Annotated in this window: 14 protein-coding genes and 2 pseudogenes; all 16 read left to right on the plus strand. The window is 62.1% G+C overall.

Annotated elements, in window-relative coordinates; genetic code table 11:
* The 16 genes and pseudogenes from tssJ to AC1Z3W_RS08520 all read left to right on the plus strand — a co-directional run bounded on the left by tssJ (window position 1) and on the right by AC1Z3W_RS08520 (window position 22,186).
* Entirely contained in the window at window positions 1-507 is a 507-nt protein-coding gene (gene tssJ, locus AC1Z3W_RS08445) for a type VI secretion system lipoprotein TssJ (RefSeq protein ID WP_057925019.1), read from the plus strand.
* 31 nt (window positions 508-538) lie between these two features.
* A pseudogene (gene tssK / locus AC1Z3W_RS08450) lies at window positions 539-1,886 on the plus strand (type VI secretion system baseplate subunit TssK).
* Window positions 1,887-1,930: 44 nt separating this feature from the next.
* Entirely contained in the window at window positions 1,931-2,389 is a 459-nt protein-coding gene (yiaA, locus tag AC1Z3W_RS08455) for an inner membrane protein YiaA (protein WP_124832172.1), read from the plus strand.
* Window positions 2,390-2,593: 204 nt separating this feature from the next.
* Window positions 2,594-3,688, plus strand: a complete 1,095-nt coding sequence (locus AC1Z3W_RS08460; RefSeq protein WP_483507429.1) for a hypothetical protein — start codon at window positions 2,594-2,596, stop codon at window positions 3,686-3,688.
* Between the two features lie 166 nt (window positions 3,689-3,854).
* Window positions 3,855-6,386, plus strand: a complete 2,532-nt coding sequence (locus AC1Z3W_RS08465; RefSeq protein ID WP_483507430.1) for a type VI secretion system Vgr family protein — start codon at window positions 3,855-3,857, stop codon at window positions 6,384-6,386.
* Window positions 6,361-7,278, plus strand: a complete 918-nt coding sequence (locus AC1Z3W_RS08470) for a DUF4123 domain-containing protein (protein WP_483507431.1) — start codon at window positions 6,361-6,363, stop codon at window positions 7,276-7,278. The genes AC1Z3W_RS08465 and AC1Z3W_RS08470 overlap by 26 nt, the downstream gene beginning before the upstream one ends.
* Window positions 7,275-7,802 carry a DUF3304 domain-containing protein gene (locus AC1Z3W_RS08475; RefSeq protein ID WP_483507432.1) on the plus strand — a complete coding sequence of 176 codons (528 nt, stop codon included), beginning with the start codon at window positions 7,275-7,277 and terminating at the stop codon, window positions 7,800-7,802. The genes AC1Z3W_RS08470 and AC1Z3W_RS08475 overlap by 4 nt, the downstream gene beginning before the upstream one ends.
* Before the next feature lie 98 nt (window positions 7,803-7,900).
* Window positions 7,901-8,428 (plus strand): DUF3304 domain-containing protein, encoded by a 528-nt coding sequence (locus AC1Z3W_RS08480; RefSeq protein WP_124832166.1) that lies wholly within the window; start codon window positions 7,901-7,903, stop codon window positions 8,426-8,428.
* A gap of 12 nt (window positions 8,429-8,440) precedes the next feature.
* Window positions 8,441-9,232, plus strand: coding sequence for a phospholipase effector Tle1 domain-containing protein (locus tag AC1Z3W_RS08485; RefSeq protein ID WP_483507433.1), 792 nt, complete (start codon window positions 8,441-8,443; stop codon window positions 9,230-9,232).
* A pseudogene (locus AC1Z3W_RS08490) lies at window positions 9,201-9,530 on the plus strand (T6SS phospholipase effector Tle1-like catalytic domain-containing protein); the annotation flags it as partial. The gene AC1Z3W_RS08485 and the pseudogene AC1Z3W_RS08490, both read left to right, overlap by 32 nt.
* 1,311 nt (window positions 9,531-10,841) lie before the next feature.
* The gene (locus AC1Z3W_RS08495) at window positions 10,842-11,123 is read left to right on the plus strand and encodes a PAAR domain-containing protein (RefSeq protein WP_082664606.1); all 282 of its coding nucleotides are present in this window, start codon (window positions 10,842-10,844) and stop codon (window positions 11,121-11,123) included.
* 2 nt (window positions 11,124-11,125) lie between these two features.
* Window positions 11,126-12,430, plus strand: coding sequence for a type VI secretion system protein TssL, long form (gene tssL, locus AC1Z3W_RS08500; RefSeq protein ID WP_124832162.1), 1,305 nt, complete (start codon window positions 11,126-11,128; stop codon window positions 12,428-12,430).
* Window positions 12,431-12,455: 25 nt separating this feature from the next.
* Window positions 12,456-16,565 (plus strand): type VI secretion system membrane subunit TssM, encoded by a 4,110-nt coding sequence (gene tssM / locus AC1Z3W_RS08505; protein WP_483507434.1) that lies wholly within the window; start codon window positions 12,456-12,458, stop codon window positions 16,563-16,565.
* Between the two features lie 18 nt (window positions 16,566-16,583).
* Entirely contained in the window at window positions 16,584-17,798 is a 1,215-nt protein-coding gene (gene icmH / locus AC1Z3W_RS08510) for a type IVB secretion system protein IcmH/DotU (RefSeq protein ID WP_082664607.1), read from the plus strand.
* A 516-nt stretch (window positions 17,799-18,314) separates the two neighbouring features.
* Window positions 18,315-20,909 (plus strand): bifunctional lysylphosphatidylglycerol flippase/synthetase MprF, encoded by a 2,595-nt coding sequence (gene mprF / locus AC1Z3W_RS08515; protein ID WP_124832158.1) that lies wholly within the window; start codon window positions 18,315-18,317, stop codon window positions 20,907-20,909.
* Window positions 20,906-22,186, plus strand: coding sequence for a virulence factor family protein (locus AC1Z3W_RS08520; RefSeq protein ID WP_124832156.1), 1,281 nt, complete (start codon window positions 20,906-20,908; stop codon window positions 22,184-22,186). The genes mprF and AC1Z3W_RS08520 overlap by 4 nt, the downstream gene beginning before the upstream one ends.
* Window positions 22,187-22,211 lie beyond the last annotated feature (25 nt).

The raw sequence follows: 22,211 nt of genomic DNA on the forward strand, positions 1-22,211 counted from the left end.
ATGCGTTCGATACCGACCGTCGCCACGCTGGCCTGTTTGCTTGCGCTTTCCGCCTGCGCGAGCAGTGGCGAGCCGAAGCCGAAGGAGCCGATCCGGCTCGACATGCGCGTGAACGCGCTGCCCGATGTCAATCCGGACGACCGGGGAAGGGCTGCGCCGATCGTCGTGCGCATTTACGAACTGAAGAACGACGGCGCCTTCGAGGCAGCCGACTTTTTCACGCTGCAGACCCAGGATAAGACGGTGCTGGCCGACGACGTTGCGAAACGCGACGAGCTGCAGTTGCGCCCTGGCGAGCACCAGACGCTCGTACGCCGGCCCGATTCGGCCACGAAGACCATCGGCGTGATCGCGGCCTACCGTGACTTGCCGAACGCGGTGTGGCGCGCAGTTTATGCGATGCCGGCTGTACCGGACAAGGCGTGGTATCGCTTGTTCACGCCGAAGCTGAAACTGACCATCGATCTAGAGGCCAAGGCCGTCAAGATTACGGAAGCCAAGAAATGAAACACGTCGCGCAACAAAACGGACGGCACGCATGAGCTGGTACGCCAAGGTCGCCTGGCAGGAAGGGCTGTTCTTCCGTCCGCAGCTGTTCCAGCAGCAGGACCGCTATTTCGAGAAATACGCGCATCAGCGCGCGGCGCCGCTGTCGCCGTTCTTTTTCGGTTTCACGCACTTCGCGCTGGACATCGAGGCGCTCGCGCTTGGTAAGGTCATCGTCAAATCGGCTGCGGGTGTATTCGCCGATGGCACGCCGTTCGATGCACCGGGCAACACGCCGTTGCCGCCGCCGTTGACGATTCGGCAGGAGCATCTCGACCAGGTCATCTATCTGGCCGTGCCCGTCCGGTTGCCGAATTGCGAGGAGACCACCTTCGACAATACCCCCGATTCGCTCGCACGCTATCAGGTGTTCGACACTGAGCTGCGCGACACGAACTCGATCGGTCTTGCGCCCGAGTCGGTGCAACTGTCGAACTTGCGCGTACGCCTGCTGCCGGAGAAGGAGCTGGGCGATGCCTGGATCGGTCTCGCACTCACGTGCGTGAAGACGATCCGCGCGGACGGCAGCATTGAGCTCGACGACACACTCGTGCCACCGGTATCCGGTTACGGTCGCGAGCGACCTGCTCACGAGCTGGGTCACGAAGATTCACGATCTCGCGCGCCTGCGCGCGAATGCGCTGGCGCAGCGGCTCGCCGGTACCGATGACACGACCGCGAGCGCGGCGACCGTTACTGATTACCTACTGTTGCAGATCCTCAACCGCTACGAGCCGCTGCTGCAGCATCTGCTGCGGGTGCCGGCGACGTCGCCGGCGGATGTCTATGCGCTCTTGATCGGCATGGCGGGCGAGCTATCGACGCATTTGCGCACCGACACGCGCCGGCCGCTCGAAACGCACCCGCCGTATCAGCATACGACGCCGCACGTGTGCCTGAAGCCGGTCGTCGACGACACGCACCGGCTGCTCAACGCCGTGTTGGTGCGCAGCGCGCAGAGCATCGTGCTGGAGGATCGCGGTCACGGCATGCGTAACGCGGTGGTCGATCCGGTTGATATGCAAGGGTTCACCGCATTGGTGCTGGCCGTGCATGCGGCGATACCGCAGGATGTGCTGCAGCAGCAGTTCTTGGCGCAGGCGAAGGCGGGGCCGTCGGACAAGCTGCCGAGCCTCGTGCGCAGTCACTTGCCGGGCATCGGCCTGCAAGCGCTGCCGGTGCCGCCGCGGCAGATTCCATTCAACGCGGGATACATCTATTACGAGCTGACCCAGGGCGGGCCGCTTTGGGAGGAAGTCGTGCGGCATGGTGGCGTTGCGCTGCACGTGGCGGGGGAGTTCCCGTCACTCAAGCTCGAATTGTGGGGCGTACGCGCATAAGCGCGGTCACGCGAAGAACCGAATCACCTCAAAAAGGAAATCTGATGATCGACCGTTCAGCTCAACAGCCTTCGTTTGCATTCGTTGCAGCCTCATGGGGCGCGCTGCTTGCGGGCTCATGTGCATACCTGATTGGCCTTTGGAACTCAGACATGCAGCTCAACGAGCGGGGGTATTACTTCACGGTGCTGGCGTACGGACTCTACGCGGCGATTTCGTTGCAGAAGAGCGTTCGCGATCGCGTCGAGGGGATTCCGGTCACCGGGATCTACTACGGCCTGAGCTGGACGTCGCTCATCCTCGCGATTCTGCTGCTCTGCGTCGGGCTCTTCAATGCAACGCTCGCGCTGAGCGAAAAGGGCTTCTATGCCATGGCGTTTGTGCTCGGTCTCTTCGGTGCGGTAGCTGTCCAGAAGAATACTCGCGATATTCAGGCCGTCCGATCAGCATTTCCGGAGTCGAATACGACATTCGAGATTCAAGATTCAGACAGCAGAGTTTGATCCATCGGAATCGGACTCGAGATGTGAATTGATGTCGCGGCGAAGCCGCTCGATTCGAGCTGATTGACACATACGTGACCGTATTGATTTGGCTCGAGAGCAATGGGAATTTCAATCCACGTTGGTCCAGCGACGCTGAAATGACCAATCTCGGCGCCGGCTTCGTCAGACACGTGTATTGAGTTAACCAGGAGATCAAAGAGGGTGAAAATTTCCATCATTGCGTCGTGCGGACGCGGTCGAGTTGCCGCTCGCCTTGCATTCGCGGTCGCCATTCTCGTTGGCGCGGGTAATTTGAGCGCCGGTGAAGAGACTGTTGATACATCCCCGTGGTCGTTTAGGTTGGTTGTCCTCGATCCTCCACGTCACGCGAATGCGGCGGCTTGTATTGCGGCGTCGGCTGACGGACGCGTGATTGCCGGGTTCCGGTCGGATGAGTCAAGTGAAACATCAAGGGCGGTTCGCTGGACCGCTCAAACGGGGTTCCAGTATCTACGTATACCCGGCTCAAAAGTAACGCGTGCTTATAACCTCTCTGCGGATGGATCGACAATCAGCGGAGCGACTCGTAGTGAGGGGCGCGGAGCACAAGGGTTTCGGTGGACAAAAAAGGGAGGGGTGAGGAAGTTTGGGGTGGGTTGGCGTCAGGTCGAAACGTCGGGTATTTCGGATAACGGCACGGTCGTTGTGGGCACGTCGTGGGAGCGAGACTTCGATCCGAAAGCGTTCTATTGGACCGAACAGGAGGGAGTGCAGTCGCTTGCAGACAATCCGGTATTCAACGCTTTAAGTCTGACCGATAGTGCGGCGCTTGGCGTTTCCGGTGACGGTTCAACGATTGTGGGGTGGGCTTCCGATTTTTATCGGAATCACGCATCGGTCTTTTACTGGACCAAGACGGCGGGCATGCAGATTATCGGTGACGCGGGAGGGAAAGACAATTTCCCTCGATGGATGGGCGTATCACGAGATGGATCAGTTGTTGTCGGCACCACGTTTGACGGCCCCAATCGAAGAGATGCAAGCCACGTATTTCGTTGGACTGCGAAGGAAGGAATGGTGAAGTTGGGCCCGGAAGGAAGCAAGTCCTATGCATTAGGTATGTCGTCCGATGGCTCGGCAGTGTTCGGTATGTATAGCGAGGAAGATCGCTGGGAATTTTTTGTCTGGTCGAAAGATCGAGGTTGGCGCGGGACGGGGATGGACGAATCCTTCTTGCGTAGTTATCAGTTTTTAGTTACAGATCGGGAAATTCTTTTGGTAAGTTTTCGCGATCAGAATTCGAGGAAACATAAGTGATGGAATATGTTCAAGAAGGCCGCGGTCACGATCGCTTATTTAATCTTCTAGGCGATATTGTCGGGTTGTCTTCACGCGAATAGTTGGAAGTAAGGTAGGGCATCCGTCACGTGCCGAATACATGACAGACGATCAATGATCCGATCGATTCAACGGAGATCCCGTAATGGCTTTGTTTGATGCACCACGGACGCTGTCGGTTTCCGGCGCTGCGCTGCCGATGTACGGCGGACAGTCGATCCTCACTCCGGTGAAGCTGACCGGCCGCGAAATCATCGGAGACCTGTTCGAGTACACGCTCGAACTGAAAACGCCGGATGCGCTCGGGTTTTCGCAGAGCATCGCGGCGAACGTCAAACTCGACAAGCTGATCGGCACGGAAGTGACCGTATCGATTCAGCTCGAGGGCAAGGGCCGCTTCATCCCCGGCTTGGCCGGCAATGCCGGAATGGCCAATCTCGGTGCGGGCGCACGCGAGATCACCGGTATCGTCAGCCACGCGACGATCGTGCGCGAGGATGGTCGTTCGATCGTGTATGCGCTCACACTGCGGCCGTGGCTCTGGCATGCAACAAAGAATTGCGACTGCCGAATCTTTCAGGACATGTCCGTGGTCGAGATCACCGATGCGGTGCTCTCGTCCTATCCGTTCCCGGTCGAAAAGCGTCTCACCACACCGCGACCGAACAAGGCATGGCCCAAGCGGGACATTCAACGCCAGCACCTCGAAAGCGACTGGGTGTTCCTGCAGCGTCTGTGGGAAGAGTGGGGCATCTACTACTTCTTCGAGCATAGCGAAGGCAAGCATCGGCTCGTGCTATGCGACTCGACCGGCGCGCTCAAACCGCTTGGTGACGCTTATGCTGCGCTTCGCTACGAGCCGCCGACCGGTCGACGGCTTGACGAGGAACACATTCAGGACTTCTCGGTCTCCCATGCGCTGACCACGGGCGCGGTGACGAGCGTCGACTACGACTATACGTTGCCGCGTGCGGACCTGACGGTGATGCACGAAGATCCTCGCGACACGGGGCTCGCCCACCAGGAGCATTACACATGGGGCGATTACGCGCAGCCGCAAGCTGGCGCGGCTGGGCTCTCCGGTGATCACAACGAGCCGCGCACGGAAGCGGAGTACCTGACGCTGGTGCAGATGGAGGCTTGGCGTTGTCAGGGGCTGAGGGCCTACTGCAAAGGTAACCTGCGCGGCGTGGTGACCGGCCAGACGTTCGTGCTGTCGCACTATCCGCAGGATGCGGCGAATCGCGAGTATGCGGTGATCGCCTGCAAGCTGACGATCGAGGAGATTGGCGAAGCGTCGGGATCCGGCCAGCGATACCGTTGCGAAGCGGATTTTACGGTGCAGCCGACCAATGAACCATTCCGGTTGCTTCGTACGATTGCGAAGCCGCGCATGAACGGCGTCGAATATGCCGTCGTAACGTGCCCCGAGAATCAGGAAATCTGGACCGATGCATACGGGCGGGTGAAGCTCCAGTTTCTTTGGGACCGGCTTGGCAATAACGACGAGCGTTCAAGTTGCTGGGTGCGCGTGGCCGGTGCGTGGCATGGCGATCAATTCGGCGGAATCTTTCTGCCGCGCCGTGGGCATGAGGTCGAAGTCGCTTTCGTCAACGGCGATCCGGACTTGCCGATCATCGTAGGTAGTGCGACCAATGCGTTCAACATGCCGCCGTTCGCATTGCCGGAAAACCAGACGCTGGCCGGCTATCGCAGCCGGGAGGTCGGTGGTCGTCGGGCGAATACGCTCGCCTTCGACGATACGAACGGAAAAATCCAGGCGCATCTGTCGAGTGACGAAGGCGCCTCGCAGTTGAATCTCGGGTATATCACGCGCATTGCCGGGAATGCGGGGCGGCAGGATGAGCGCGGTCGCGGGGCTGAATTGCGCACGGATGGTCATGGCGTATTTCGTGCCGGGCAGGGGATGCTGCTCACGACTGAAGTTCGGCAAAACGCGCATGCCCATGTGACCGACATGGGTGAAACGACCGCCCGACTCGAAGAGGCCGAGCGTTGGCAGACGATGATCGCGCAACTGGCGCAGCAGGCGACGGCTCAGGACGCGAACAGTCATCAGGAGGAAGTCGCCAAGACTCTCGCCAAACAGAACGCTGCGATAGGCGGATCGCAAGGCGCCGCCGCCGATGGCTTTTCTGAATTCGGCGCGCCGCATGTCGTTATCGCGGGCGCTGCCGGTATCCAGACCACGACGCCGGCGACAACGCATATCGCAAGCGGTCAGCACGTCGCGCTGACGAGCGGGGAGCACATCGCGGCGTCGGCGAACGGCAGTGTCCTCATCAGCGCACAGGATACGTTGCGCCAGTTTGCTGCGCGTGGCGGCATGAAATCCGTCGCGGCAGACGGGGACATTGACATTCACGCACTTAAGAAGGCGATCAATCTGCTCGCCCTGCTCGAAGTCAACGTAACCAGCGACACGATTCATATCAGCGCGAAGAAGAAGCTGGTGTTGAACGGCGGTGGCAGCTATATCGAGCTTGAACAGGGCAGTATCAAGAGTGGCACCAGCGGTGTCTGGCTTGCGCACGCCGCGAACCACTATTTCCCGCATCCCGACGAAGTGCCTGTCGAGCTTCACGTTCCCAAGGTGTGTATCGAGTGCCTGCTGAAAGCCGCGAAGAGCGGTGCATCCGCTGTTCCTCGGCTTTGAGGTTTGCTTCATGACAATGGTAGACGACAACGCAAAACTTTACGGTTTGGTTGATGGTGCTCAGTATCCGGAATCGATTGCTACATGGGTGCTCGAATTCTCGCCAGAGGTGCGATCGCTATTTGAAGGGCTACCCGAGGAGGAAGCCGGAAACGCTGCGCCGATCCTTTTCGAGATCGACGATGCAAAGAGCGAATGGGTTCGCCAAATCGATGAGATGGATCGGTATCGACCATGCTTCACGGTGGTGCGCAGCGCGTTGAGTATTGATGAGCTCAAGCTGCACTTGCAGCGCTTTCTCTTTGTCGACATCGGCGAAGGGATGCAGGTACTGCTCCGCTGGTTCGACCCGCGTTCGCTTCCGTCGATTCTGGAGGTCTGGGGGAAGGCGGCGCACGCCGAACTCACCCGTCCGATGGCGATGTGGATGTACCGGGGTGGCCGCTCGGAGTGGCAACGCGTTGAAATCGATGAGCGCGCGTCGGCCGCAGACGCGGGAGAGTTTCCCCGGTCCTTCAGTCAACAGCAGCTCGATGAGTTGGAACGGCATGATGAACCGCATGCGCTCATGAGCGAGTTGAGCGACGTTGGTTTGATCGACGCGAGTCAGTCGTATGCAGCCAGATACGCGGATTTCCTTCGACGCTATAACCGTGCAGATGAGTGGGGGCTGACTTCACGTGCGGACCGCCACGCATTCTGTGTGGCCTCGTACCAGTATGGAGAGTCTTTCGAGCGCCACGATGAAATTCGATTGGCGATCAGATCGAGTATCGCCAGCGGGGCTCCGTTGGTGCAATCGTTCGAAATGGTTCCGGCCTATGTCTGGCGGGAGTTGATGCGTAGCCTCGAGAACAAGACGGCACTTCAAGAACCGGGGGTTAGGAAATGATGGTGTTTGTCCAGAAGCGTTTCGCCGCGGTATTCGTCGTTGGTTTGTTGTTGACACTGGCGGGTTGCTCAGATGCGGACGAGAGCAATCCGTCAGATGTGAGCGGCTACAACTATACCGACTACTACATCGCAGGATTTCGTGTTGGGATTGAAGGTCAAGATCTTTGGGCGGGAGGGCCAAACATTTTTCCGAAACGACATGGCGAGTCTCGCTCGGGTGGTGGCGGGGGAATGTGTTGCATCAGTATTCCTTCCAAATGGCGTCCTGACATGAAGCTCGTAGTTAAGTGGCGACGTGACACGCATCCCTACGACGACGATCGAAGCGGTGATCAGTGGCTTACTGCGACGACAGGAGTTCCGCCATACGGGCCGCGTACGGCCGGATTCTTGGTGCACTTTCTACCTGGTGACCGAATTCGTATCCAGATCAGGGGCGAGAAAGGAGTGCTCCCCAAAATAGATGATCGTGATCCCTTCGTCGTGCAGGGTGTCCTGGACCAAGCATTGAACGAGAAATGAGGAAAAGATGCGATGAGCGTAATCCGCTGGCCTGAGCCGTTCTGCGAATACCGTCGTCTTGAAAATGCAATGGCACTCCAAGAACCGGAGGTCGGGAAATGATCATGTTTGTCTGGAAGCGTTTCGCTACGCTATTCGTTGTTGGGTTGACGTTGATGTTGGTGGGTTGCTCGGATGCGAATGACGTTAACCCGTCGGACGTGAGTGGCTACAACTATACGGACTCCTACATCGCGGGATTTCGTGTCGGAAATGAAGGTCAGGAGCTTTCAGCGAGCGGACCAAACATCTTTCCGAAAAAGCCAGGTGCGGAACGTTCTGGAGGAGGGAAATACGTTTGTTGCATTGGTATTCCTTCGAAATGGCAGCCTGACATGAAACTCGTCGTCAAGTGGCGACGAGATACGCGCCCCTACGACGACGATCGAAGTGGCGATCAGTGGCTGACTGCGACCACCGAAGTGCCGCCGTATGGGCCGAGAACCTATGGTTTTTGGGTGCATTTTCTTCCGGGTGACCGTATCCGCGTTGAGATTCAGGACAAGCCGCCAATGCCAGTTAAACCAGCTGAGCAGGATCCCTACATTGTGCAGGGCGTGCTGGACCCTGAATTGAACGAGAAGTAAGGAGAAGATGCGATGAGCGTAATTCGTTGGCCAGAATCATTCAGCGAGCAAGGGCGTCTTGCCGAAGGGGAAGCTGCCAGATTGCTAGGAAAAAGTGCCTTGGCAGAGGACACGCCGGGCTGCGCGAAGACGCTGCACGTCAATCTGTTCTTCGATGGTACGAATAACAACAAAGAATGGGATGTTAAAGACAAGAAAAGACCCACGCATAGCAACGTCGCACGGTTGTTCAACGCCTGCAGTGACGATCGCGAGGTCGGGGAATATGCGTTTTACATTGCAGGCGTTGGCACTCCGTTTGATGAGATTGGCGAAGCGGCATTCTCGTCGGAAGGCAAGGCATTTGCTCTTGGTTTCGGCATGCGCGTGGCGTGGGGGTACACCCGCTTGCTGAACGCGCTGCATCAGGCAATGACAGGTAGCGCGCTGCTGGATCACACAGAATCCCGCGCCTTGTGCTCGCTGATCGACGCTGACGTCATCGCTTCGAACGACACGATGACCCGGATCGTTGGAAGGGCGTCAACGGTTTTTCCAGTGGCGGGGTCTCTCGCAACCGCTTCACGGATGCACTACGGATACAAGACTCGAGCGAAGCTGGAACGTCTCCACGGGGAGCTGTCCGCGCTTCAGAAGAAGCATAGCGGGCCGGGCGGCCAACTCAACCGTTCGATCAAGAAAGTATGGCTGAACGTTTTTTGGGTTCTCCCGTGGCGCGGCGAGCGCGCGTGTATTTGTCAACCGCCTCATCAACACCTGGGCACCGGGTGGAATGATTGCTGGTTCGATTCAGTACGAAGTTAATTTCCTGGGAATTTTTGACACGGTGGCATCGGTTGGACTGCCGGATACCGTTACCGCTGCGGTCAATTTGGTCGACCTTGACGGGCACTGGGCATGGACGGCGGAAGGTGCCCTCAACATCCCCGCGTCGGTCAAGAAGTGTGTGCATTTTTTTTCGATTCACGAACAGCGGATGAGTTTTCCGCTCGATTCCATTCGAGAGAAGCAAGCCTATCCGGTCGGGGCGCCGCGCAGGATTGAGGTGGCCTATCCGGGGGTGCATTCGGATGTGGGGGGCGGTTATGCGTTCAACGAAGAAGGCAAGTCGCGGGATGGTGATGGTAGCAAGCTGAGTCAGATCGCCTTGCACAACATGTATATCGAGGCACTAAAGACCGGGGTGCCGTTAGCAGTAGAGACTGATAAAACTCCACTTCCGAAGATCGTGGAGCAGGACTTCCGTATATCTTCAAACGTTGCCCGCGCCTTTAACGACTGGCTCTCGACCGTCAATCAGAAACCCCTCGACAGCGTCGAATCGGCACTTCGCATCGGCATGGGGCAGTCGCTCGCATGGCGTACCTTGCGTGCGGATTATGGAAATCCGCAGGCCTACATCACGTCGCAGGAATTCTTCCAACATGCGCCTGAACACGAGGTCACGCCCTACGGACTGGAAACGCGAATCGCGAGCAAGGCCACATCGACTGCGCGGCTTGACGACTTGAAGCGCGAGAAGCAACAGCTCGAGAAGCAAAAGGCAGATCTTGAAGCTGCAGCGCTCAGCATGCCTGCGATTCCGGCCCTCGCGAATCCGTTCAAGAAAAAGGCGGCCGAACTTGCCGAGCAAATCAAGAAAAAGGATGCCGACATCCTGGCGGCCGCAGCGGGGAAACCGCCTCGCCCTGGCGAAGGCACGACGGACGTGATGACGAACGACAAGACCGACCTTCTGGAAGCCGCGGAAGAGTTCCGGCTCTTGCTGGCGTATCTGTATCCCGATCAACGATGGCGTTGGCAGGTGTACTGGGCACTCCCACCGGCAGACACGGTGACGCTGAAGAAGGGGCCGATCGGAAAGGCAATTCCCTTGGAGCAGAACGCCGAGGCGTATTACTTGACGGTCGACCGGAAGGATGTCGCTACGCACCGTAGGCAAGGGTCCAGGGCTGCCTGGATGGGGGACCGTGACCGGGTGATCATGCTATTCGGCGCCGTCGCGGGGTATCAGCCGACCCTGGATTTTGTTCTCTCGCCGACGCAGGAGATGCTACCGTTCCTGCTTAAGCACACGTCTGACGACGCCGTGCGAAAGCTGCCTCGCGCCGCGACCCGCTTGCTGGACGATTATGTTCACGATAGCCGCGCATGGTTCCGCGTGCCCTATTTCCATGAATACGCACCCGGCGGTTACGGTTGGGCACGGACGGTCTTCGTCGGCGACGACAGGCGCGTGCGATCGCTCGGCCTGAAAGACGATGCCGCGCACATTGCCGCCGAACGTGCAAGGGTGGCGGCGGCGGATCGCGGCAACTACCTCGCCGAGCAGTTCCGGACGTTACCGCCGCCAGCGAAAGTCGACTTCAGCACCTTTCCGCGCTATTGAGCGCGCCAGCCTACGAATAGCACCATGTCTACCAGCATCGCAGTCGTCGGGGACACAACCGACCATGGCGGCCGGATCATTACCGGCTCGGATACGCACAAAATCGGCGGCAAGAAAATTGCCCGCCTGCACGATCTTGTCGATTGTCCGGAAACCTATCCGGACGGACGTCCGCACGGGATCAACAAGATTATCGAAGCCCATCCTACGCTCAGCGTCGGCGGGCGGTACGTTGCATTACATGGGCACCGCACCGAATGCGGCTGTCGGTTGATTGCCGCTTCAACGGCCAAGGTGGGGCGCTAACTATGTCGACACCCAGGAAATCCAGTGCACCGTTTGGCGCCGCGCAAACTCCCGTGAACGGCGAGGAAACATTGGAGAAAGCGCTGAACCGGGGGGACGATACGCCCGCCAGCCTGGATATTGCGCCTCCCGAAAGTTTCGAGCAGCGTCTGGCCAAGGTCAAGGTCGCGTCAAATCCGTTGCTCGAGGCTTCCCGCGTGTTGCTGCGTGCGCAGGCCGACATGCCAGAAAGATTTGAGTCGAGAGACGCGGTCGTGTTGTTGCGGAGGCTTCTCGCAGAGGAGGTCCGCGTGTTCGAGAGGCTATGCGAGCAGACCAATATCCGTCGCGACCACATGATCGGCGCGAGCTACTGCCTGTGCACGGCACTCGATGAAGCGGTCGCGCAAACCGCATGGGGCAAGGAGGGCTCGTCGGCGATCGAATGGATCCAAGGTGGACTCGCGACCACTTTCCATGGAGACCTCAAGGGCGGCGACAAGGTCTACCTGCTGATCGGCCGCTTGCTGGAGGACCCTCACGAGCATCGAGACCTCCTTCAGGTGATCTACCGGATTCTCAGTCTTGGTTTCGAAGGCCGCTACCGGGGCGTGACCGACGGTAAGCGCAAGCACGACGCGATTCGTCAGCGGCTCTACAACGTGATTACGTCGCAGCGCGATCCGGCGCCGCTGACGCTGTCGCCCCACTGGCAATCGACCGCGAAAGGCAAGCGCTTGGCCTTCACCGATTTTCCGGTATGGATCACCGTAACGGTACTGTCGGTAATCCTGCTCGGACTTTTCGGATGGTTCAAGTACGAACTGTTCAGCCGTAGCGCGGATGTTCAGAAGCAGATCGCCAACATCGCCCGCATGACGCCGCCGCCTGCACCGCCGCCACAGTTGCACCTCAAGCAGTTGCTCAAGGATGAAATTGCTGCCGGCACTGTCAGCGTCGACGAAGACGCCCGCCACAGCGCCGTCACGTTCCGCGGCGACGCGATGTTCAAGCCCGGCGGCGCTTCGGTTCAGGCATCGATGAATCCGCTGATTTCGAAGATAGCCGCAGAGATCGCCAAGGTGCCGGGCAAGGTAACGATCATCGGCTACACAGACAACGTGCCGATTCGCAGCCGGCATTTCGCATCGAATCAGGTGCTGTCGGAAGAGCGCGCCACCCAGGTCATGCAGATGCTGCAAACCGCCGGGGTGCCGGCCAACCGGCTCGAAGCCGTCGGGAAGGGCGATGCCGATCCGGTCGGCGACAACCGCACCGCGCAGGGGCGCGCACAAAACCGGCGCGTCGAGATCGACGTCGCACGCTAAGCCAGATCCGTTTCCGGAATAACACATGAAGAAGTTCCAGTTCCTGTCGTTTCTGGCCTCGCGCCAGTTCCTCGCGTTCCTCGCACTGATCGTTGTCGCACTGGTGATCTGGTTCGTCGGCCCGTTTTTCGCGTTCGGTGGGCTCAAGCCGCTCGCCGGCGCCGGCATGCGCGTGCTGCTGATCGCGCTGTTGCTCGCCGGTGTGCTGCTCTGGCTCGTGGGCTTGTCGACGAGCGTCGTGTTTGTCGCGTTGCTGTGCCTGCTGATCTGGTATGCGGCGCCGCTGCTGTCGCTCGGCCATACGGCGCCGCTCGAGCCCGTGTCGGCCCGACTCACCGCGATCGCACTGGTCGTGGCCGCTTTTGCCCTCTTCTGGATCGTCCGCCTGTGGCAAAAGATGCGCGAAGACGATGCGTTCATGAAGAAGATGCTGCGCATGGATCGCCGCAAGGATGAATCGCCTGCTGCCCCACGCTTGCGGAAAATCGAAGGGATCGTGACGAGCGCGCTCACGCGCCTCAAATCGATGCGTACCGGCGCGCGTGGTCTTGGCAAGCTGTTCCAGGGCAAGCGCTATTTGTACGAGTTGCCGTGGTACATCATGCTCGGATCGCAAAGGGCCGGCAAGACCAGCGTACTGATGAACGGCGGATTGGTGTTTCCCGTTGCCGAGCAGATGCAGCGCGCGGCCGGGATGCCTGTCGGCGACGCTGCCTCGGTGGACTGGTGGCTGACCAATGACGCGGTGTTGATCGACACGGCCGGCTACTACACGCGTCATGGCATGTCGACGGCCGAGGACGTCGATGCGCCCGTCGCGGAAACGGCAAAGCAGACAACCGGCGTTCCGGGCAAGAACGGCGCCGATGTCCAGCCGGCTGGAGAGGCTAAAGACGATGCGAAGCGGAATGAGGCAGCGCAATCGAAAGCCGCCGCCGTGTCGACCGCCAGCGGCCATGTCGTTCCGCCCGGTCAAGATGCGGGTGAACGCAGACAGAAGATCGATCGCGCGGAATGGCTTGGATTTCTGGGCATGCTGCGCCGGCATCGGCCTCGCGCGCCGATCAACGGCGCGTTGCTGACGATCGATCTTGCCACGTTGGCAGGTGCCGACGAACAGGCGCGTGTGGCTGAGGCTGCCGCGTTGCGTGCGCGGCTGGCCGAACTGAGACAGGAGTTGGGTATTCGTTTCCCTGTCTACGTGATGGTCACGAAGATGGATCGTCTGACGGGTTTCGCCGAGTATTTCGGGACGCTGGCGGCTGAGGGGCGGGCGCAGGCGTGGGGCTTCACGCTTCCATATGGCAAGGAAACGGTTGCAAAGGAAGGGCTGCGCGCGCGCTGCCAGGCGGAACTCGCCGAACTCGCGCAACGGCTTAGCGGTTCGATCGATACGCATCTGCAGGATGAGCACGATTCGCGCAAGCGCCGATCGCTTGCCGCTTTGCCCGAGGAGTTTGCCGCGCTGCTCGGACCGCTGCTCGACTTGATCGACCGGGTGTTTCTCGACTCGCGTTACGACGATACCCAGCTCCATTCGACGTTGCGCGGCGTGTATTTCGCGAGTGCGCGGCAACAGGACGGCGAGATCGTTGTTGAGCGCAGTACAGTCGTTCAACGCCTTCTGTCGACTCAGGACCGAGTTCCCGTTTCGTCGGCTCGGGCCGCCGAGGGCAACCAAGGTTTCTTCCTGCACGACCTCCTGACCCGTGTCGTGTTCCCGGAAGCGCATCTGGTGAGCCCCAACCTGCGCTGGGAATACCGCTACCGGCTTTTGCGCCTGATCGGCCACACGTTGGCCCTGCTGTTGTTCGTGTGGCTGGCAATCGGATTCCGCGCGAGCTTCGGCCACAACAGCGACTATCTCGATGCGATTGGCCGCAAGGTGACGGCGCTCACGGCTCGCGTCACCCAGCTCTACAAGGAACCCAAACTGGAAACCGTGCCGGACACGCTGACCGACGCACGCTATCTGCCGACCTTCCCGGGCCTGGACCTGTCGGGCCCGGACAGTACGTGGCGCTACGGTCTCTATACGCCAACGGACATCGCCACCGAAAGCCGCCAAGCCTACGACGCGCTCGAGGACAACCTGCTGCTGCCGCAGATCGTGCGCCGCCTGGAAGGCGTCATGTCCGGTGCGATCGCCAGCAAGGATCCGAAGGCCGCCTACGATGCGCTGCGCGTATACCTGATGCTGTACGACAAGGCGAAGTTCAATGCAGATGACGTCAAGGCATGGGTGCTCGACGACTGGGCGAAGACCGACAGCGCGGCTGTTTTCGGTGGACGTGCGTCGATGATCGACCACGTGCAGCAGCTTTTCTCCGGTGAGCGCGTGGTGCAATCGCCGCTGATTCGCAACGATGCCCTGGTGCAGCAGGCGCGCGCGTTTCTCGACGGCAGCAACGCCACCGACCGTCTTTACCAGCGCGCGAAGGCGGCCATGCTCAAGGAAGCGCCCGATGAGTTTACGTTGCTGCGCGCGGTCGGCCCGCAGGCCGGCACGGTGTTCACGCGGGCGAGCGACGCGCCGTTGTCGCGCGGCGTGTCGGGGCTTTTCACGTTCGATGGTTATCGGAATCTGTTCGACAAGCGATTGCCCGAATTCGTGCAGATCGCCTGCGACGACGATGCGTGGGTGATGGGACGCTCGTATCTGGCTGGTTCGTCGGATTCGGCTCAAAAAAAAACGGCTGAGATCGTGAGCAACGCGACCGGCGCGGACGATGCGTTGACCGATGCGGTCCGCCGCGAATACCTGATGGAATATGCGCAGCAGTGGGACGCGTTTCTCGACGACATCCGGACCGTGAGCGGCACGAGCCTTGCGTTCAATCTGAAGGTGCTGCGCAGCTTCGCGGCGCCCGATTCGCCGCTGGTGCGGCTTGCGCGCGCAGCCGTGCACGAGACGACGCTCACGCAGTCGATGGCCGCGTCGGACGGTTCGCTGCTGCAGCGGGCCGCCGATCAGCTCAATCAGAAGGCGGACAAGGCGTTGGGTATTCGAGCGTCGGAACGCGTCGAACGGGAACTCGTCGACAATCACTTTGCGGCGCTGCGCGAGGTCGTGACAGGGAGCGTGGATGCGCAATCCGATCCGCAGCCTGCCGCCACGCAGGCGGACAAGACGGGGCTGGACGGCGTCACCAACCTGCTGAACGACTATTACACGACGCTCACCGTTGCCGACAATGCGTTGTCGAACAACAGCATGCCACCGGCGAGCGACGTAGCCGCGAAACTGAAGATGACGGCCGACACGATGCCCGCGCCGTTCCGCGCGGTATTGCTGCAGCTCGCCGCGGATGGTTCGCGCGAAGTCAATCAGGGGATTGGCCAACTGCTGTCGCGCCAGATGCAGGCGGTGGTCGGCGACACATGTCGGCTGATTGTCGAGGGCAATTATCCGTTTTCACCGGACAGCAAGCGTGATGTCAGCATCGACGATTTCACCCGGGTGTTTGCGCAGGGCGGCGTGATCGACGACTTCTTCGCAAAAACGCTTGCGCCGTTCGTCGATACGGCCGCGAAGCCTTGGCGTTACCGGACACTGCCGGGCGCGACCGAACCCATGCAGGGGCCGGACCTTGAGCCGTTCGAGCATGCGAAGGCAATCCGCGACGTCTTCTTCAACGATCCCGGCCACAAGCAACTGACCTGGAAGGCCGACATCCGGATTCCCGAGCTCGACCCGACGATCATGAGCCTGTCGCTCGACATCGATGGACAGACGACGCTTTATCAACACGGTCCGGTCGCGCCTTTCACGGTCACGTGGCCGGGGCCGCGCGGCGGCGTCCACACGGAAATCACGGCCAGTCCGCGGATTCGGCCGGATACGTCGACGATCGCCGCGGACGGACCGTGGGCGTTGATGCGCCTGCTCCAGACGGGTCGTGTGGTGGAGACGGCGACGCCGGGCCGCACACGCGTCGCGTTCAGTTTCGACGGTCGTCAAGCGGCGCTCGACGTCGTGAGCGCCGGGAGTGTCGCGAATCCGCTGACGAGCGACGTGCTGAAGACGTTCCGGTGTCCCAGCACGATGTCGGCGTTCAACCTGCCGGACAGCGGCCCGCCGCCGGGGTTGCCGCGAGGCATGTTGCCGGCGAGCGCGGGAAGCGCTTTCCACTGAACCGGCAGGGATCGATCGATGACTCTTTCGACAACTGATCCGCAGGGCCACGCAGGGGCCGTGGCGTCGCCGCCTGTTGCCGCACGGCTCAAGGCAGCGGAGCAGGCGATCAACCCGCTGCTCGAAGCGTCGCGCATCCTGTTGCAGGCGTTGTCCAATACGCCTGAAACGCTCGATGCCGACGCTATTGCACGGTGGCGTCGATGGCTGGGCCAGGAAATTCTTCTCTTCACCCGCATCTGCGGTGAGTTCCAGGTCCGACCCGAGCACGTCCGGTGCGCAAGCTATTGTCTGTGCTCCGCGCTCGACGAGGCGGCGATGCAGACGTCTTGGGGAAAGGGCGAAACAACCGGCGTCGAATGGCAGGACAACAGCCTGGCGAGTGTGTTAGGGCATGATCGTCAGGGCGGCGACCGTGTTTTCCAGCTGATCGACGAGGCAATGCGCCATCCGCGCGAGAACCTCGATCTGATTGAGTTGTACCAGAACATACTCGATCTCGGGTTTCGTGGGCGATACCGATTCGAAGCAGGTGGTCAAAAGCGCTTGCAGGTCATTCGCGAACACGTACACGACGTGGTTATGTCGGGTGGGCAGAGCGTGAATCGCATCAGCGAGCCGCTGAAACGTCGGCGACAGACGGTCGATCCGTGGGTACGTCCGGTGGCGGTGCGTCGGTCGCGAACGAGGTTCGTCGGAGGTCTCGCGGTTGCGTTGCTGCTGGGAGCGGGGGGATATGCCGCCGTAGACCGTTGGGTTCGCACGAAAGAGAGGCTCCGGGCGTCGCCGCTCGATGCGCTGGCTCGCAATCTGGAACTGCGCCTTCGCGATGAAGTTGCTGCAGGGAATGTCGAACTGATCCGCGACGCCGGGCGCAATGCCTTGACGCTCCGATTCAGCGGAATGTTTGGGCCCGGGGAAGCAACGGTGGCGCCGTGGGGCGCTTCGGTGGCGGCTTCGGCCGGCCGAGAAATCGCGGCTGTGACCGAGGGCGCGACCGTCCGGGTGGCGGGATACGCGGATAGCACACCGATCAGTTCGACACGTCAAGCATCTAACCAGGCGCTTTCCGAAGTGCGAGCACGGCGCGTGGCCCAAATTCTCGTTGCGGCAGGAGTACCGGCGCCGCGCATCAACGTCGAGGGAAATGGCGATGCCGATTCGCTGGCGGACAACGGCACCGCGTCGGGAAGGGCGAGAAATCGTCGCGTCGAAGTGACCATTACAGATTGATGCCTGATTGCGAACGTGCGCGCGCTCATTGACGTGCTGCGCGAGCGGGCCGGCACCGACTCGCGCGACAAGGCGGTCGGGCTGGCGGAGCACGAGCGGGCGAAGTGACGGGCGCGATGACGGAGCGATGAAGGGCCCGTGAGGCGGGCGCGGCAATTCGTCCCCATTCCCCGAACCCGTGCCCGCTCGCGGTTTTTCCCTCGCTCGCGCCGCGCAGCCGGGAGAATTTCTCCCAAAAGCATCACAAGTCATTCATCCGATGAAAAATCCGCGGTGGTCCCCTGTATGATGCGCACCTTGCGCATGAATTCGATGCGTCCCCGATCCGCCCGCCGCGCCCGAACCGCCCGGTGCGGGATCGAAAGATTCTGTAATATAAATTCCGTATACTCGTAATTTCTGATCCAGGCGCCGCCTGCCTCCGTCGCAGGCCGACCGCCCATGCAGAACAACCAGATGCGTCGCCGCCCGGCCGTCCCGCGCCGCGACATGCTATGCGCCACCACTGAACAATCTATGTCTTCCCGCCACCCTGGTCCGCCCGGCCGTGCCGCGACGGCGATCGCCCGTGTGTCGACGCTGATCCGCAACGAGCGCGTGCTGTCGCCGCTGCTCGCGCTCGGCATCGGCCTGCTGCTGATCGTGGTTTTCCAGCACCTGTCCGAATCCGTCGACTATCGGTCGGTGATCCGCCAACTGCGCCACATGTCCGTCGGCGAATGGGGCGCGTCGCTGGCCGCGACGGCCCTCAGCTATCTCGCGCTCGTCGCCCGCGATGCGGTCGGCCTGCGCTACGTCGCCGCGAAGGTGCCGCGTGCCGCGCTGTGGATCGGCGCGATCGCCGGCTCCGCGCTCGGCAACGCGACCGGCTTCGGCGCGCTGACGGGCGGCGCGGTACGCGCTCGCGTGTACGGCGTGTCGGGCGTCACGCCCGCGCAGATCGGCCGGATGACGGTATTCACCAGCGGCACGCTCGCGCTCGCGCTGGTACTGATGACGGCGCTCGGCATGGTCTGCGTGCCGCAGACGCTCGCAGCAATGCTGCATGTCGTGCCCGGCGTGCTCACGTGGAGCGGCGCCGCGCTGCTTGCGTTGCTCGCCGTGATGACCGCGATGTGCGGCAACACCGCGCGTCCGGTCGTCACGCGCTTCACATGGCTATCGTTTGACGTGCCCGCGCGGCGCGATCTCGTCGCCCAGGTCGTGTACGCGGTGCTCGACGTCGTGGCCGCCGGCCTGACGCTGTGGGTGTTGCTGCCGGCCGCGCCGGTCGGCTTCCCGACCTTCATCACCGTGTACGCGGCCGCGCTGCTGCTCGGGATGATCGGCCATACGCCGGGCGGGATCGGCGTGTTCGAGGCCGCGATGGTCTTCACGCTGGGCCGCGAAGTGCCCGCGCACGAGATGGTCGCCGCGCTGATCGCCTATCGCGCGATCTACTTCGGCGTGCCGCTCGTGCTGTCGGCCGGCCTGCTGGCCGGTTTCGAGGGCCGCGCGCTGCGGCGCCGGCTCGTGTCGCGGCAGGCCGCGCGCGTGTCGCAACTGGCGCCGCTGTTCCTGAGCCTCGTGACCTTCGCGGTCGGCGGGATGCTGGTGATCTCGAGCGCGACGCCCGCGTTCTGGCACCGGATCGCGATCCTGCGCAACATCGTGCCGCTGTGGGTGCTCGAAGGCTCGCAGGTGATCTGCAGCGTGCTGGGCGTCGCGTTGCTGTTCGTCGCGCGCGGACTGCTGCGGCGGCTGGACGGCGCATGGTGGATGACCTTCGCGCTGACGCTCGCGAGCCTCGCGCTGTCGTTCGCGAAGGGCCTCGCGTTCGTCGAGGCGGGCGTGCTCGGCACGCTGCTGGTGCTGCTGCTCGTCAGCCGCCGCCGTTTCAACCGTCACTCGTCACTGCTCGCCGAGCGCTTCACGGTGAGCTGGTTCGTGTCGGTGACGATGGTGCTCGTCCTCGCCGTGTGGGTGCTGTGCTTCGCGTTCCGCGACGTGCCGTACACGCGCGATCTGTGGTCGCATTTCGCGTTCGACGAGCGCGCGCCGCGGGCGCTGCGCGCCACGCTCGCGGCCGGCGTGTTCGTCGCGATGTTCGCGCTATGGCAACTGCTGCGTCCCGCACCCGGCCGTTTCGTGAAGCCGGTCGCGCAGGACCTGCTCGACGCCGAGCAGATCATCCGCGCGCAGGAATGCAGCGATGCGGGCCTCGCGCTGATGGGCGACAAGTCGTTCCTGTTTTCCGAATCGCGCCGCGCGTTCCTGATGTACGCGAAGAACGGCCGCACGTGGGCCGCGCTGCACGACCCGGTCGGCCCGCGTGAGGAATGGCCGGCGCTGATCGGCAAGTTCATTGCGCTGGCGCACGCGCACAGCGGCCGCGCGGCGTTCTACCAGGTGCGCGCGAACGCGCTGCCGCTGTATCTCGACGCGGGGCTCACGCTGATGAAGCTCGGCGAGGAAGCGCACATCGCGCTCGACCGGTTCGACCTGAAGGGCTCGAACCGGTCGCACCTGCGCTATGCACTGCGCCGCGGCGACAAGGACGCGCTGACGGTCGAGGTGATCGCGCCGCGCGACGTGCCGGCTGCGCTGCCGTCGCTGCGCGACATCTCGGACGGCTGGCTCGACAGCCGCGACGCGCGCGAGAAAAGCTTCTCGGTGGCCGCGTTCCACGACGGCTATCTCGCGACGCAGTCGGTGATGCTGGTGCGCCAGGCCGACAAGCCGATCGCGTTCGTCACGTTCATGACGACCGACCTCAACACCGAGGCGACGGTCGGCGTGATGCGCCATCTGCCGGACGCGTCGCCGTATGCGATGGAGTATCTGTTTACGCAGCTCGCGCTGCATCTGAAGGAAGCGGGATTCCGCAAGCTGAGCCTGGGCATCGCGCCGTTCTCGGGGATGGGGGCGGCGAAGATGCCGTCGCCATGGCACCGGTTCGGGCTGATGGTCTGGCGCTTCGGCGGCCGCTTCTACAACTTCCGTGGCTTGCGTGCATTCAAGAGCAAGTTCGAGCCGCACTGGGAGCCGCGCTATCTCGCGGCCTCGGGCTCGGTTGGCGTGTTCGTCACGCTCGCGGATCTGTCCCTGCTGGCTGGAGGTCGGCGTTCATGATGTTGAAGAAGGGTATCGCGCAGGCGGCAGTCGCCTGCGCGGGAATGATGCTGGCCGGCGCCGCGCTCGCGGCGCAGCCGGCGGCGGCGAAACCGGAAACCGTGTCGGGCGGCCGCTACGGCCCCGTGACCGTGACGAAGCCGAGCGGCCCGCTGCGCGGCTTCGTGGTGCTGTACTCGCGTGAGCGCGGCTGGGGCGCCGCCGACCAGCAGGCGGCCGACGCACTCGCGAAAGCGGGCGCGATGACGGTCGGCGTGGATTCGGAGCGCTATGCGGCGAACCTCGCCGCGAAGCAGGAAACCTGTCACCACCTCGACGGCGACGCCGAGGCGGTCAGCCACCAGCTCGAACGCCTCGCGCAATCGGCGCGTTACTACACGCCGATCGTCGCGGGCGTGGGCCAGGGCGGCGCGATCGCGAAACAGATCCTGTCGATGGCGCCGGAGAACACGATCGCCGGCGTCGCGTCGGTGGCGCCGGCCGCGAAGCTCGATGCGCGCTTCAAGCCGTGTCCGCCGGATCCGACGATCGTGCGCCGCGCGATGCCTGGCTTCGTCGAAACGGCCGCGGCCGGCGACACCGCGAAGCTCGTGTCGCTCGTCGCGTCGCACCTGCACGACACCAGCCGCAGCGACGAGCTCGACGTGTCGGACCTGCCGCTCGTCGAACTGCCGGCCAAGGGCGGCAGCGACCGCCTCGCGATCGTGATCTCGGGCGACGGCGGCTGGCGCGATCTCGACAAGACGATCGCCGAGGCGTTGCAGCGCGACGGCGTGTCGGTGGTCGGCATCGACAGCCTGCGCTACTTCTGGAGCGAGAAGCCGCCCGCACAGGTGAGCCGCGACCTGGCGCGCGTGATGCGCACGTACATGGCGCGCTGGCATGCGAACCGTGTGGCGCTCGTCGGCTACTCGTTCGGCGCGGACGTGATGCCGTTCGCGTACAACCGGCTGCCGGCCGACCTGCGCGACAAGGTCTCGGTGATGTCGCTGCTCGGCTTCGCGCCGGCGGCGGATTTCCAGATTCGCGTGACGGGCTGGCTCGGGATGCCGGCGAGCGACAAGGCGATGAAGGTCGCGCCGGAAATCGCGAAGGTGCCGCCGCCGCTCGTGCAGTGCTTCTACGGCGCGGAAGAGACGGACACGATGTGCCCCGCGCTCGTGAATACGGGTGTCGACGTGATCAAGACGGGGGGCGACCACCACTTCGGCCACGACTACATCGCGCTCGAGAGGAAGATTCTCGGTGCGTTCGGCAAGCCGGTCGCGGCGCGCTGAACGCGGGCGCCCGCTTCGTGGCGGG

This window comes from Burkholderia sp. 10_S31, assembly GCF_056930375.1.

Bases quoted from the DNA above. Each gene is read 5' to 3' on its own strand.
- tssJ (WP_057925019.1), top strand. From the start codon at position 1: ATGCGTTCGATACCGACCGTCGCCACGCTGGCCTGTTTGCTTGCGCTT.
- yiaA (WP_124832172.1), top strand. From the start codon at position 1,931: ATGATCGACCGTTCAGCTCAACAGCCTTCGTTTGCATTCGTTGCAGCC.
- AC1Z3W_RS08465 (WP_483507430.1), top strand. From the start codon at position 3,855: ATGGCTTTGTTTGATGCACCACGGACGCTGTCGGTTTCCGGCGCTGCG.
- AC1Z3W_RS08475 (WP_483507432.1), top strand. From the start codon at position 7,275: ATGATGGTGTTTGTCCAGAAGCGTTTCGCCGCGGTATTCGTCGTTGGT.
- AC1Z3W_RS08480 (WP_124832166.1), top strand. From the start codon at position 7,901: ATGATCATGTTTGTCTGGAAGCGTTTCGCTACGCTATTCGTTGTTGGG.
- AC1Z3W_RS08485 (WP_483507433.1), top strand. From the start codon at position 8,441: ATGAGCGTAATTCGTTGGCCAGAATCATTCAGCGAGCAAGGGCGTCTT.
- AC1Z3W_RS08495 (WP_082664606.1), top strand. From the start codon at position 10,842: ATGTCTACCAGCATCGCAGTCGTCGGGGACACAACCGACCATGGCGGC.
- tssL (WP_124832162.1), top strand. From the start codon at position 11,126: ATGTCGACACCCAGGAAATCCAGTGCACCGTTTGGCGCCGCGCAAACT.
- tssM (WP_483507434.1), top strand. From the start codon at position 12,456: ATGAAGAAGTTCCAGTTCCTGTCGTTTCTGGCCTCGCGCCAGTTCCTC.
- icmH (WP_082664607.1), top strand. From the start codon at position 16,584: ATGACTCTTTCGACAACTGATCCGCAGGGCCACGCAGGGGCCGTGGCG.
- mprF (WP_124832158.1), top strand. From the start codon at position 18,315: ATGTCTTCCCGCCACCCTGGTCCGCCCGGCCGTGCCGCGACGGCGATC.
- AC1Z3W_RS08520 (WP_124832156.1), top strand. From the start codon at position 20,906: ATGATGTTGAAGAAGGGTATCGCGCAGGCGGCAGTCGCCTGCGCGGGA.